The organism is Candidatus Didemnitutus sp. (assembly GCA_019634575.1).
Taxonomy (GTDB): domain Bacteria; phylum Verrucomicrobiota; class Verrucomicrobiia; order Opitutales; family Opitutaceae; genus Didemnitutus.
In genome coordinates, this window is record JAHCAY010000005.1 from 98398 (window position 1) to 112772 (window position 14375).

Consider the following 14375-nt stretch of genomic DNA (forward strand, 5'->3'; position numbering starts at 1 on the left):
CGTGCCGCGTTTGCGCGTAAGAAGCGCGAACGCGGCACATTCGCGGAACACGGCGGCTGACCAGCGGGGATTTCCGGCAAACGGCACGCGTCATCTCCGATTCCACAACTCAATGTCCTTCACGTTTGTGATGGTCTCACGGGCGACGCTCTGGCGTCAGCTCCTCCGCGACAAGATCGAGTCCGATCTGTCCGCCCGCTGCCTCGCCGATTGCGGGCATTTCGACGAACTCAGAGTCGATCTCGAATCAGTCGACCTCGCCATTTTCGACGCCGATGACGGCATCGGTCCGGCGATCGCTCTTGGCCACGCCCTTACTCCCGCCCGCTCCATCCGCCATTGCTGTTTTCTGACGTCCACGCGCGGGTCGTTTCTCGCCTACCATCTTTTCCAAGATGAAAAATTGCGCGGAATCGTGCATACCGCCGACACGGTCGCGGAAGTCCTGCGTGCGATCGGTGATATAGCAAACGGCGCCCACCGTCTATCCTCTCGCATCGATCAGAGGGAGCGGCGGTATTTCGGAGCGCTGCTCTCGCCGCGCGAAACGGAACTCGCGGAGGCTTTTGCATATGGAGCGTCGAATGAAGTTCTCGCGGCCCGCTTCGGCTTGTCACCGGAAACCGTGCGCACCCATCGGCGGAACCTGTTCCGAAAATTGGACGCCCACAACCAGACCGATCTCATCCGCTTCGCTTTGGGTTCCGGACTGGTCGCGACCCGTGAATTCGTGGACGGGGGACGGCACCCATGAGCGATCCGCAGCGTTCGCTCGAGATACGACGGGCGGCCCAAGCGCGGACGTTTGTGCCGCGACTCGCATTTCCCACGAAAGGCTGAAACCGGCGGAGCCTTTCGGCTCCGCCGGCTCAGGAACCTTCGCGCGGACCCTACACAGGCAACGCACGTTACCGCTTTGCCAAGGCACCGCGCGAAATATTGAGCCGCGCAACCAGGCAGTTGCGCGAGCGATGCGGAAACTGGGAGAGAAGATTCAAACCGACTACCATCTGCCGCGGTTCTTGTGGGCAGGTGCTCTGACCAAAAGCGGAGAATTTACGTCAAACAGCGTAGTCACCTTACCGCGACGATGCGCGACCCGCCGCCAACGACATCCGCCGACGCTCACTTCCACTTTGGCGGCTGCGGTCACGTCTTGAACTCCTCGACTCGACAACGAGGACGGACACGAAAGCGGTCAGAGACGCTCGCGCAAATGTTCGACGCCGCCCGGCCGTCGATCCCCGCGGAACGGACGATCGCCCCCCTCCTGCCCGCCGCATGTCTTGCTATGAAGGCTCTAGCCGGACCCCATCCGCCGCAGGCCGGTAGTCGCGCTTTCACCGTTCCGGTGCTGCCGCCGATCGATTCGATCGATCGACATGATCTCGGCGCGGCGCATCAAATTGCCCACCTCATCGAGCGAAACCAACCCGACTCGTGCGGCAAACGCGATGAGTTCGGTCTGCGACTTGATTTCGAGTTTGGCGAACACGTTACGCCGATGCGTTCGCAGCGTCGCCGCACTCATCGCGAGAGACTTCGCGGCGTTCTTGATCCCGGGTTGCAGCACCATCACACGCATCACCTCCACTTCGCGTTCGGACAACACGCGGGCGAAATAGAAACGTTCCCGTGCGTCCACCTGCGCGCTGACGTAGAAATTGCCCCGCAGGACGGCCGCCAAACCCGCACGGAACTCCTCCACCGTATCGCGTTTGTGCAGGAGGCCGTGAAATCCGTAACGCAACAGAACGTGCAAGTGATACCCGCCCGAGACGTCGGTAATGAAGATCACGCGACGCATGCAATGCGAGCGGATCAGCTTCTCCGCCTCTCGCGCGGAGAGCGGGCAGGTGTCGCAATCTACGATCAGCAGATCACTCGCATGACCGGCCGCGACGACGTCCGAGACCGAGACGAACTCGCCAAGGCATCTCGCCGCACCGAACTCTCCCAGAGCGGTTCTCAGCAACGCACGCGCGAGCGTTTGCCGCGATAGCAATATGAAGGAGTATGGGGTCTGATCGCCGATACCGGGAAGAGATCGCTCTCAACGACTGCGCGACAAGTGCCGCTTCTCGCCAAAGTCAGGTAGCGCCGATACCTCAATCGCAGGGCTTGCAGAACCGGGGCCGAGCGGCGCGAGGAAAACCTTGCAGCCGGTCTGCTCGCCGCGGCGACAACGCATGGCCTCCGATCACACCGGCTTCCACGATGCGTGTTCGCTGCCGCCTGCCGATCGTCGATCGGTATCTGGCTGGCCGACCAACGCCTACTCGTCAGGCGAGCGGGCAAATTCCAGCGGCTCCAGCCGTGGGACCACCCAGTGAAAAATCAGCCACGCGACGACGTAGGTCGAACCGGCGACGAAAAAGAGCATCGTGAAGGTGCCCCACGTCGCGAGCGCCCAACCCGTCACGAGGGTCATCAGCGCCGCGCCGATCTGGCCGGCGGTGCCGCCCAGTCCGACGACCGTGCCCACCGCATTGCGCGGAAACAAATCCGACACGGTCGTAAAGAGATTCGCCGTGAGACCTTGATGCGCGGCATGCGCCACTCCGACGAGCAAGATGACCAGCCACAGGTTATCCGAGACGCCGACCAGCATGACTGGAATCGTCGCCGCACAGCAGACGAACATCGCGAGCTTGCGCGCGAAAGTGACCGACCGCCCCCGCTTGATCAGGTGCGAGGACATCCACCCACCGCCCACGCTCCCGATATCCGCGATGACGTAGATGACAATGAGCGGCAGTCCAAATTGCTTCAGCTTCAGCCCGAAGTGCTGCGCGAGATACAGGGGAAACATCGCGCCATACCAATGCCACATCGCATCGGTCATGAATTTGAAATTCATGTAGGCCCACGTCTCGCGCCGGCCCAGGAGGCGGCGCCAGGACATCTTCGGCGGCGGCGGCGGAATCGGGTCGCTTTCAATGTGCGCCAGTTCCGTCGCGGAGACACGCGCGCTTTCGCGCGGGTGCGCGTAATATTTCCACCAGAAAACGAGCCAAACGAAACCGGTCGACGCCGTGAGCAGAAACGTCGCGCGCCAGCCGAACTCGTGGAAGAGCCATGGCACGAGCAGCGGCACGGTGATCGCTCCGACGTTGGACCCTGCCTTGTAGATGCCGGTCGCCAGTGCCCGCTCGGAGCGGGGGAACCACTCCGCCACGACCTTGATCGCCGCCGGCATGTGGCTCGGCTCGCTAAGGCCGAGCAGGAAGCGCGCGAATTTGAATCCGCCGAGCGAGCCCATCGCGCCATGCAACGCTGCCGCCACGCTCCAAATGCACACGGAAACCGCGAGGCCGAGGCGCGTGCCGACGAGATCGAGCACCCGCCCCGCCAGCAAAAACCCGATGCCGTAAGCCACCTGAAACCAGAACACCACGTCGGTGTATTGCTGCGGCGTCCACCCGAAGATCTTGATCAGCTCCGGCCCGACGACGCCGAAAACCTGCCGATCCATGTAGTTGTTCGCCGTGACGAAGAACAGCAGCGCGCAGACCACCCAGCGGAAACGCGAGCGCGGATCCGTTGCCGCCGCCGCGTGCAGCGCCTGACGGGTCGCGTCACTCACGCGGAGCGCCCTCCAACGGCCAGCGATACTCGTAGACGACCGCGCCATGCGTGTCGTGATGCTGCAACGTCAACGACGGCGTTCCATCCGCCGCCAATGCGATTTCGCCGCTGAAAAATCCGCCGTCGATGCGGAGGAAACGGTGCATCGGCGAACGCCGCACCTTGTTCACGAATCCCTCCGCCATTCCGAAACAGAACGGTCCGCAACCGAACTCGTTCAGTCCGCTCTTGGGATCGACCGAGTGATACTGCCAGTGGCGGTCGCCCGCGACGACGAACACGTTCTTCTGCGCCGCAAGGAAGCTCCGGATTTCCGCGCCCTCGGCCTCGAATGCCTCGTCGGACAGCGAGTCGCCCTTGTCGCCTTTCTTGTAGTCGACGTTCGGGCCGACGATCGCGTCGCCGCTGATCACCACCTTGAAGGTCGCATCCGACTGCGTGAGCGTCGTCATCAGCCAGCGCTTCTGTTCCGGACCGAGCAATGTGCGTTGTCCTCCCTTCTTGTGGCGAAACTCGCGCCCCTCGATCAGCCAGACCTCGAGGTGACGCCCCCACCGCACGCGCCGATAAGGCGGGTCGCGCGGCATCGGCAGCTGCTCGTATTCGATGTCGAGTCCGGTCTTGAAGTTCAGATCGCCGTAGGTTTCGCCGGGCGCAGTGTCGTTCTTCAGGATGTCGTGATCGTCCTTGATGAAGTAGGACGAGGTGCCGCGATAGAACTCGCGCACGAAGGGCCAGGCGCTCGTGCGGTTCCACTTGAAGCGAGCCAGGGCCGCGTTCACCGCGAACGGGTAATACTTGTCCAAGTAAACGTAGTCCCCCGTGTGGACGAAGAAATCCGGCCGCCACGCCGTGATCGCCGCATAGGCATCGAAACCGTTCTGCTCGTTGTCGCGCCGCCAGTCGTCGTGGCAGGTGGTGATCACGAAGCGAATCGGGCGCGCGTCGCTTGGCTCGGGCGGGGTCATGAACTTCCCCTCCACGCTCGCGCCGCCCTGCCCGCTCGCATCGCGGCTTTCGACCGCAAGCTCGTAGTGCGTCCCCGCGTGCAGATTCTTCAGGGGAACTTGCGCGGTGAAATCGGCGGCGGCGGCGACCGGGGTCCAATCCGTGCTCTGCGCGAGAGCGCGTTTCCCCTCGGGCCACCATTGCACGCGCACGCTGCCGGCTGCGCCGGGCACCGCGTATTGCATCTCGGCCAGTGTTTTGCCGGGCGGGATTTGTCCGCCCGCCACGGCGTCATGGATGCCCTTGTGCTTGGCCACCTCGACGAACGGCGTGCCGTCGCGCCGCGCGTCGGCTGCCTCTGTCAACCGGGTCCAGACCACCGCCTGCGACTGCGTGACTTCGCCGATCTTGATGCCGTTCGCCTGATAAACGGCGGCCGCGTGCAGCGTGCCGACGACCGCCGCCCCCACAAAGAAAAGAATTCCACGGTGCATGATCAGTCCTCCATTGCTTTTTTAGCCGGTAATTTGTCCACGCCGATCCGGCGCGCCCAGGCTTCCCATCGGGCTGCCAGATCGCGCACCAACTCCGGCCGCTGAGTCGCGAGGTCGTGTGTCTCGGCGCGATCACGCGCGAGATCGTAAAGTTCCCACGGGCCGTCCTTGCCGAAGGCCACGAGCTTCCAATCGCCGCGGCGCACGGCGCGGTCCTCGTTGTATTCCCAGAACAGCGCTTCGTGTCCCGCGCGGTGCCCGCCGACGAGCAGCGGCGCGAGCGACTTGCCTTCCATGGGTGGAATGGGCGAGCCGTTGAATTCGGCGGGATACTTCGCGCCGGCGAGTTCCAGCGCGGTCGGCATCAGATCCATGATGTGCGCGACCTCCGCCGTGATGGCGCCGGGCTTCGTTTTCAGGCCGGCTGGCCAGCTTACGATGAACGGCGTGGCGTTGCCGCCTTCGTATGTGGTGTCCTTGTAGCCGTAGAACGGCGTGTTGCTCGCGTCGGCCCACGGCGTGTCGTAGGTGTGAAACGAATCCATCGGGCCGGGACCGGAAGTCGGTTTGTCCTTCGGCGTCGCGCCGTAGTGATGCGTGCCGGAACAGGCGCCGTTGTCCGAAAGGAAAACGATCAAGGTGTTCTCCGCCTTGCCGAGCTCGCGGAGTTTGGCGCGCAACCGGCCGACGTTTTGGTCGAGCCGGTCGACCATCGCGGCGTAGACGGACATCTTGAGGTCCCATTTGTCGTGATCGCCCACCTGCTCCCACGGCAGGATTTGTCCGTTGCCGTCCCAGAACCGATTCATCCACTCGCCCGTTTCCCGCACGACGGCGCTCCGCGTGTTACCGCGCGGAGCGAGGTTCATGCCCGGCGTCAGCAACCCCATCTCCTTCTGTCGCTGGTAACGATTGGCCCGCACCTGATCCCAGCCGATGAGATATTTGCCGCGATATTTCGCGATGTCCTCCGGCCACGCTTGGATCGGATAATGCGGCGCCGTGAACGCCACGTAGAGGAAGAACGGCTGGTCGTCGCGCTGGTTGCCCAGGTATTCGAGCGCGCGGTCCATGAAGGCATCGGACGAGTAGTATTTCGGATCCTCGGGCGTCCAGGGCTTGAACACTTTGTCGTCGATCGCCCACGTGCGCTCGCCCTTGTCCTTGGCGGGAACGGGCTCGCCTGGGCGCTGGTGGCCGGGGTTGAAGTGATTGACCTGTCCGTCGACGAGACCGAAGAAGTGCTCGAAGCCGCGCGTCACCGGGATGTCTTTGCCGTGCCACTTCCCCACCATCCACGTGTGGTAGCCGGCCGTGCGGAGCACTTCCGCGATCGTGGTGCAGTCGCGCAATTTACCCGGCCGCCGCCCGAGCCCGGTCTGGTGCGGATACAGCCCGGTCAGCAACGAGGCGCGCGACGGGAAGCACTTCGGCGTCGTGTAGAACTGCGAAAAGCGCAGCCCGTCCGCCGCTAGCGCATCGAGATTCGGAGTCGCGATCTCGGAGCCGTAGCAACCGAGATCCGAGTAGCCCATGTCGTCCGCCACGATGAAGACGATGTTGGGACGCTCGGTCGCCATTGCCGCGAGCACCGTGGCGGAAAAAAGGGCGACGCCGAGACGCCCTCGCGGAGAAATCGGAATGTTCATGGCTGTTCGGTGGAAATTGCAGGCAAAGCGCGCGCCTGCGCGTCGGGAATGCCAGACAGTTCGGCAAAGTAGCCGTTGATCGACCGCACCCACGCTTCCGCGTAACGCACCTGCGCGACGAGCCGTGCCCGCACCTCCGCGTAGCGCGCGTCGTCGATGCGTCCGCGCAGACTATCCCAGGCCCGCACGAAGCCGCGTGCACGTTCCAAGCCGGCGAAATGACGATCGTAGATTTCCTGAATCAGCGTCTGACCGTTCCGCAGGCGATGCGTGTAGGGCACGTGATGGAAAAACAGCAGCAAGTCCTCGGGCGTCTCCGCCACGGATTCATAGCGCGATCGCCACGGCTCGAAATACTGCCCCGCGTAGCCGGTGCCGGTCGCGACGGTCCGGTCGGTGCCGACGCCTTGCCGATCGCCAACGTGGTAATCCACGCGATTCTTCGGGTCGGGATGGAAATGATCGCCGCGCCGGGTGAGATGGCCAAGGCCGAGCGGCGCCGTGTAGTCCTCGAATGCGCGCCACGACGCCAGCAGCATCTCCGCCACGACCCGTTGCACCTGCTCGTCGCGTCCGAAAGTGAGTGCACTCCACTCCGCGGCGATGCGCTCCGGCGGCGGCGCGGGATTCCACGCCAAACGTCCGAAAGCGAACGTGTTCGCCTGCGCCAGCGGATGTCCCGTCCAGTTGCGGCTGTCGCCCGTATTCATCACGCCGACGACTCCGTTTTCCGTGCCGGGATTCAGGCGATCTGCAATCAAGCGCGCGACACTCGAACCGGCGCCCCGCGCGTGCGTGTCGAAATCGAGCACTTCGCTCCACATCGGCGCTAGGAAGCACAGGTGTTTGTCCTGCCCTGTGTATTCCTGCGTGATCTGGAGCTCGAGCAGCTGATTCGTGTGCGGCATCGCACCGAGCAGCGACGACACCGGCTCCCGCACTTGAAAGTCGAGCGGTCCGTTCTTGATCTGCACGAAGGCGTTCTTCGCGAATTGGCCGTCGAGCGGCGCGAAGGTCGCGTAGGCCTGCGTGACGCGATCGCCGGTTGAGCGGTCGTAGACGAAGGCGCGCCAGTGCAACTCGCCGCCGTGCGGCGCCAGCGCCGCGGCAATCATGTTCGCGCCGTCGGCGTGGGTGCGTCCGTATTTCATCGGGCCCGGTTCGCCTTCGGAATCGGCCTTCACGAGGAAGCCGCCGAAATCCGGAATCCGCGCGTAAATCTCGTCTGCCTTCTTTCGCCACCACGCTCGGACGGCCGGATCCATCGGGTCCGCGGTCGGCAGGCGGTCAATGAGCACCGGACTGAAGAAGTTCACCGACACGAACAGCCGCACGCCGAACGGCCGCAGCACGCCGGCCATGGCGGCAAGTTTGGGCAGATACTCCGGCGTGAGCAGGCGCCAGCCCTCCAGTCCGCGTTTCGCCGTGTTCACGTTATTGATCATCACGCCGTTAATCCCCATCGCCGCGAGGAGGCGCGCCCAGTCGTGCAAGCGGGGATCGATGCGCTCCGGCAATTCGTCCCACTTGAAGAAACTCTCGCCCGCGTAACCGCGCTCGATCGACTCATCACGAAATCCGGCCGTGCGCACCGGATTGTCCCAGTGATTGGCGTAGCGACGCGCGATCTTCGGTGCATCCGCCAAATCGAGCGAGCTGAGCGCGTGGCCGAGTTGCAACTCCCGCGCCAGCGCGAAGGCTCCGTAAAGGACGCCGCGGTCGCCGCCGCCCGCAACCACCAACACGGGCGCGCCGTTCCACTCACCCGCTCTGAGCACGAAACCTTCGGGGCCCAGTTCTCCCAGTCGCTGCGCGTCGACCAGCGCAGCAATCGCCGGATGATCGCCGTGCAGACCGATCACCACGCGACCGCGCCCCGGCGTCCGGTCGCCGACGACGCCCTGCCAAGCGCGAGCGAGTTCCGCCCGCGCGGATTGGCAAATCGCGCGTTCCGGGGCGACAATGGCTCCGGCATACTGCGCGTATTCGGTGCGACGCGCCGCGTCGGCTTCGGGGCGATAGCGCAGCCACAGTTCATAGCCGTCCTCGTCTGCCGGCGCCGCCGCGAGTCGGCCGAGCCCGGCTGTCGCGCAGAGAAGGAGAAGCAGGAAGCGATGCATGTCAGATGAGCTCGCTCAAGCAGGTGGCGTCCAAGCGGAGCGGGACGAGTGAATCGATCGAAACCGGCATGCGCGAGGCCAGCGATTCGTTGGCCGCGATGCCAACCAGAATGGAGGCGGCGCCCTGCTCGTGGCCGGCGACGCGACCCCATTCGTCCTTCGCCGCACTGTCGCCGAACAGATGCTGCGTCAGCAAGGGATCTCCGCCCCAGTGGCCGCCGGTGGAAGGCCGCGTCGGCACGTCGTAGGGTTTGCCGTCGTGCGGATACACGCGAATCGAGCTGCCCTCGGCCGACGGCTTGTCGGCACGATCCTCGCGGTTTTCCAGATGGCCCTCGTCGTTCTCCGGCGTCGCGCCGTTGGATTTCTCGAACTGATGATACTCCAGGCGGCCGCGTGTGCCGTTGAAGACGACGCGCATCCCTTCGCGCGGGCTGAAGGCATTCAGCGAATAGGTCAGCACGAGGCCGTTGCGATAATCGACCAAAACGCTCACGTCGTCCTCGATATCGATGCCGGGTCGGAACACATTGCGGTCGCGGACGTAGCCCGTCTCGCGCTCAGCGTCGAGATAGAGCGCCTTGAAATGCGGATTCGCCGCGAGATCGATGGCAAAGGGATCGGTCTGCGCGCGCGACTCGCCCGTATAGCGCGGATAACCGGTCAACGCCGTCTGCCCGCGCGCCTTGGCGTTCGCCTCGCCGTAGAATTTCAGGCCGCCGGTCGCGTAGACGCGACGCGGGATGGAATCGGTCCACCAGTTCACCAGGTCGAAATGGTGCGTCGCCTTGTGCACGAGCAGGCCGCCCGAGCACTGCTTTTCGCTGTGCCAGCGACGGAAGTAATCCGCGCCGTGCCGCAGATCGAGCTGCCACTCCAGGTTCACGCTCTTGACGTCACCGATGAGGTGGCTCGCGAGGAGTTCCTTGATCTTCGTGTTGGTGGGCGCCCAACGGTAGTTGAAGGCGACCGTCACGCGCCGCTCCGGGTGGACGCGCGCGGCCGCGAGAATCGCGCGGCATTTGCTCGCGTCGGTCGTCATCGGTTTCTCGGTGATGACGTCGCAATTCATGGCCAGGCTGCGCCCGATGTAGGAGTGGTGCTCGGAATCGACGGTCGCCACCACGACGGTGTCGGCCGCGGTGGCGCGAATCATTTCCTCGAACTGTGCGGCGGAGAACTCCGGCACCGCCGCGTGTCCGTGCTTCTCGCGCAGCCAGCGATTCTGCGCCGCCATGCGCACGGCACTGACATCGCAGAAGCCGACGATTCGGGCCGAACGGCCCGGCTGCGCCAGTTCCTCGATGAAACGTGTGGCACGGTGGCCGACTCCGACGAATGCGACGCGAGCGCTCATGCCGGAATCAGAGTTCCCAGGTGACACCGAGTGAGTAGAAACGGCCCGTCAGGCCGTAGAACTCCTGACGCGACGACGTGCCGTGATACTGCCGCTCCGGCGTGTTCTCGAGATTGTTGGCCTGGAATTGGACCGTCCAGTGATTCAGGAATTTGTATCCGACCTGCAGATCCAGCCGGTGATCGCTGTCCCAATAGGTGTCGGTGCCCGGCCCGACGAGCGTGGTGAGGTAGCCGGAGCGCAAGGTGTAGGCGAGCCGCGCCGTGAGACCGTATTTCTGGTAGAATAGCGCCGCGTTGCCGAGCCACTTGGACTGGTTGAACAGCGGGAAGCTTTCGCCGGGGCGGGACGGAATATCGACGCTCGAGTCGGTGATCGTGTAGTTCGTGTAGATGCCCAGCCCGTCGAACGGACTCGGCAGGAAACGCAGCTGCTGCGTGTAGCTGACCTCGATGCCGCGCAGCGTGGCTTTGCCGGCATTGAGCGAAGTCGAGTAGATGAAACGCTGCGGTCCCGCGCCGGCATCGAACTGCAGCGCGGAAACGCTCGGGTAGATCGGACCGTCGATCGATTTTGAAAACGCCCCGACCGACGCCACGCCGATCGACGAGAAGTAATACTCCGCGGACACGTCGAAATTCGTCGACTCGACGGGATGCAGCGTAGGATTGCCGCCGCTGATCGTGAGATTGACGGGGTCGACCGTGAAGTTCGGCAGCTGCGCGGCCGCGCTGGGACGCGCGATCGTGTTCGTCCAGGCCGCTCGCAGGATGAATTTTTTGTTCAGCTCATAGCGCAGATGCACGCCCGGCAGCCAATTGTCGTAGCTGCTCGCGTGGTAATACGGCTGGTAGCGCGCGGGATTGGTGTTCGCCACCGTGGTGTTCTGCTGGCGCGCGCGCACGTCGAAGTCGGTGCGCTCCAAACGCGCGCCGGCGATGACGCCGAGTTTTCCCCAGTTCCAATCCGCCCGCAGGTAACCGGCGTGGATGTCCTCGTGCGACTTGTAGTCGTTGGCGAGCGTCGCGTTGAGCGAGCTGCTGATGTTCGGCACGAACAAGCCGGCGGTGGAATCGACGTAGACGCCGGTGTCGCGGTTGAGCTGCGCGCGATTCGCGTTGAAGAACTCGACCCAGTTCTGCAGCGGAACGAATGGCCCGAAATCGTAGCGCCCTCCGAGGAAGTCGGGAGAAATCGCAACCGCGCCGCCGAGACGCGCATCGCTCAGATCGAGCGTGCCGCTGCGCATCGCGCCGTAGTTCGCCACGTCGTTGCTGTCGTATTTCGTGTTCCAGCGGCTCTTCCAGCCGGCTTGGAATTTCACCGGCGTGTGCCCGAGCTCGAAAGTGCGGTTCGCATCCAGCCGGCCGGCGTATTCCTCGTTCTTTGAAAACTCGTTGCGGTGCCGGGAGGAGTTGATGCCCAAACCCGCGGGATCGAAGAACGACGTGCCGCTGAACTGTGTCCAGCGCCAGAAATTGCGATCGGTGTAGTCGAAGGCGACGTTGTTCGCGTTCGATTTGCTCACCCACTGTCCCAGATCGGTCTCGAAATCCTCCGTCGAGCGGCTGAACGATGCGGAGCTTTCCACGCCCCAATCGGCCGCCTGCCATGTGCCGCCGCCGGTGACGCCGCTGGAATGATTCAGAAAATTCTGCGGCTGCTCCTGCCGGCGCGAGGTGGCGCGCGTGGAGGCGAACTGCGTGAACGTGCCGTCCTCCGAGAGCGTCACCGGGCGCGTGACGTCCAAGTTGCCACCCGTGGCGGTCAGACCCGGCATGTAGCGCGAACCGTAGCGCTCATCGTCTTCGGAGAATTTATTCCAAAAGCCGCGCACAAACACGCGCCCGACGCGGCCGATCTTCTTTTCCAACGCCGCACTGACCGCTTCGCGTTCGCGCACGTCGTAAATGTAGGTCTGGAGCAGCGTCGTCGGGACGTATCCGGTCATCGTCGCGCCGTTCACCGTCGCCGTCATCTTAAACCAGTCGTTCGTCTCGTTGCTTTGCTCGAGCTCCGTCTTGCGCTCCTTGCTGTAACTCACGCTCACGCCCCAATCCTGGTTGGCGCCGAGCACGTCGGAATAGCTGAAGGTGCCGCGATAGCCGGACTTGTCCGCGAGATCGTTGTGCGTGCCCGCGAGGCTCGCGGTCGCCACCCGTCGCCCGTAGTCGAACGCGCTCCGTCCCTTGAGCAGCACCGCGCCGCCGATGCTGTCGCCGTCGAGATCGGGCGTGATGGCCTTGACGACCTCCATGCTGCCGACCTGCGAGGAGGACAAAACGTCCAGTTGCACCGAGCGCATGTCGCCGCCGAGCGCATCGCTGTGCGCGCCGTTGGCCGAGAGCACGGACATGCCGTCCAAGCTGACGGAATTCCACTGCGGGCTCGCGCCGCGAATGGTCACGTAGAGCGGCTCGCCACGCAGGCTGACCGTCGAGACGCCCGAGATGCGCTGTAGCGACTCGGCGACATTCTTGTCCGGAAAGTTGCCGATCGCGTCCGCCGCGACGATGTTCTTGATGTTGCCCGCGGTCTTTTGCTGGTTGAGGGCGCGTGCCTGGCCCTCGCGCACGCCGCCGACTTTGAATTCAGCCAACTGCACGATCTCGGAACCGAGCCGGGCGTTCAAAATCGCCTCCTGCCCCGCAACCACCGCGACCGTGCCCGTCTGCGCATCGTAGCCGAGATAGGCGAAGGTCAGGGAGCAGGACCCCGCCGGCAGACCGCTGATCCGATAAGTGCCGTCCGGCAACGTGCTCGTCGTCGCGCTCGTGCCGGCGACGGAAATTTCCACGCCCGGCAGGGCACTGGCGTTATTCGCATCGGTCACGCGACCGACGATGGAACCGGAAGACTGGGCGAAGGCGGCAACGGCGCCAGCCAGAGCCAGCACGGCCGTGGCGACAAACAAGCGGGGTAGTTTCATAGCGGGGACGGGGTGGAGAGGATGAACCGTCCGGACTTTAGAGAAATCCTGAAATGATAACTACGTCATTTCGCGCCATTCTATTGCCATTTTGCGACTTTCGCTCCTGCTTCGCCGGAGTGACCAGTCCGCGTCTCCGCCGTCTCGGCGCGTTTCTCCGCCTCGAAGCCTATCACACCCACGGGATTCTCCGGGGGCTGGCTCAGTTCGCCCGCGAGCACGCCGGCATCGAGGTGCTGAAGCTGCCGCAGCCCGCCTCCTATTCCCCGACCGCGATCCGCGCCTTGCGTCTCGATGCCATCGTCGCGCGCGTGACGTCCGCGCGCGACGAAGCCGCGCTCGCCCGCTGCGGCGTGCCGGTGGTGAATGTGTCGGGACAGTTCGCCACCCGCACGATCGCCTGGGTGAACACCGATGATGCCCGCATCGGCGAAATGGCCGCCGCGCATCTCGGGAGCCGCGGCTTGCGGAACTTCGCCTACTGCGGCAATCGCACGCATCTCGCCTCGCAGCGGCGGCGCGCGAGCTTCCGCACCGCGACTCAACAGTGGGCAGGCACGTTCCATGACCGCACCCTGGCCCGCAGCCATGAGGCGCTCCCCTTCCCCGGCACCGTGCGCCGCGAGCTCGCGCACTGGATTCGCACCCTGCCCAAGCCGGTCGGAATTCTCGGCTTCAACGACCGCGTCGTGCTGGAGTTGGCGCAAGCCTGCCAACTCGCCGGCGTGACCATACCACACGACGTCGCGCTGATCGGAGTCGGCAACGATCTCACGCGCCTGGAATTTGCCCCGACGGAGATTACCAGCATCGAGGTTCCCACACTACAGCTCGGCTATCGCGCCGCGCAGACGGCCATGGCACTGCTCGCCGGACGCCGCCCGCCCGCGGAAATCCTGCTGCCGCCGCCGAAAATCGTCACCCGGAGGTCGACGGACCACTTCGCCGTCGATGACGAACAGGTCTCCGTCGCGCTCGACTACATCCGCGAGCAGCGCAGCAACACCATTTACGTAACGGACGTGGCCCGCGCGGCCGGACTCTCGCGTCGCGTGCTGGAGCGGCGGTTCCGCGCCGCGCTCGGCTTGTCGGTTTATGAGCATGTGCAGCGCATGCACCTCGAACGCGCCCAGGAACTCATGGCGGATGCAGCGCTGTCGCTCGCCGAGATCGCCTACGCCAGCGGCTACGAAAGCCAGCGTCACCTGAACCTCGCGTTCCGCCGGTTGTTGGACACGACGCCGGGGGCGTTTCGGAAAACCGTTCTGCAACGACCGGCGTAAGCCGGCC

General features: G+C 64.3%; 9 protein-coding genes. 2 read left to right on the forward strand and 7 right to left on the reverse strand.

The features are described from left to right. The first annotated feature begins 112 nt into the window (after positions 1–112). Positions 113–754, forward strand: a complete 642-nt coding sequence (locus tag KF715_21625) for a response regulator transcription factor (protein ID MBX3739303.1) — start codon at positions 113–115, stop codon at positions 752–754. Positions 755–1300: 546 nt separating this feature from the next. On the opposite strand, the gene KF715_21630 is transcribed toward KF715_21625, so the two are convergent. From KF715_21630 to KF715_21660, 7 genes are all read right to left on the reverse strand, one after another. Continuing rightward, a complete protein-coding gene (locus KF715_21630; protein ID MBX3739304.1) occupies positions 1301–2005 on the reverse strand; it encodes a response regulator transcription factor in 705 nt (234 codons plus the stop codon). A 270-nt stretch (positions 2006–2275) separates the two neighbouring features. Next, positions 2276–3586: an MFS transporter gene (locus tag KF715_21635; GenBank protein MBX3739305.1), complete on the reverse strand. Its 1311-nt coding sequence runs from the start codon at positions 3584–3586 to the stop codon at positions 2276–2278. Then, the gene (locus KF715_21640; GenBank protein ID MBX3739306.1) at positions 3579–5030 is read right to left on the reverse strand and encodes an alkaline phosphatase D family protein; all 1452 of its coding nucleotides are present in this window, start codon (positions 5028–5030) and stop codon (positions 3579–3581) included. Before KF715_21640 ends, KF715_21635 begins: the two co-directional genes overlap by 8 nt. Positions 5031–5032: 2 nt before the next feature. Continuing rightward, on the reverse strand, positions 5033–6679 hold the full coding sequence (locus KF715_21645; GenBank protein ID MBX3739307.1) for an arylsulfatase: 1647 nt from the start codon (positions 6677–6679) through the stop codon (positions 5033–5035). Next, positions 6676–8799 carry an alpha-glucuronidase gene (locus tag KF715_21650; protein ID MBX3739308.1) on the reverse strand — a complete coding sequence of 708 codons (2124 nt, stop codon included), beginning with the start codon at positions 8797–8799 and terminating at the stop codon, positions 6676–6678. Before KF715_21650 ends, KF715_21645 begins: the two co-directional genes overlap by 4 nt. A gap of 1 nt (position 8800) precedes the next feature. Then, a complete protein-coding gene (locus KF715_21655; protein ID MBX3739309.1) occupies positions 8801–10156 on the reverse strand; it encodes a Gfo/Idh/MocA family oxidoreductase in 1356 nt (451 codons plus the stop codon). A 7-nt stretch (positions 10157–10163) separates the two neighbouring features. Next, positions 10164–13085: a TonB-dependent receptor gene (locus KF715_21660; protein ID MBX3739310.1), complete on the reverse strand. Its 2922-nt coding sequence runs from the start codon at positions 13083–13085 to the stop codon at positions 10164–10166. A 119-nt stretch (positions 13086–13204) separates the two neighbouring features. Between KF715_21660 and KF715_21665 the strand changes: the two genes are divergently transcribed. Continuing rightward, the gene (locus KF715_21665; protein MBX3739311.1) at positions 13205–14368 is read left to right on the forward strand and encodes a substrate-binding domain-containing protein; all 1164 of its coding nucleotides are present in this window, start codon (positions 13205–13207) and stop codon (positions 14366–14368) included. The last annotated feature ends 7 nt before the right edge of the window (positions 14369–14375 follow it).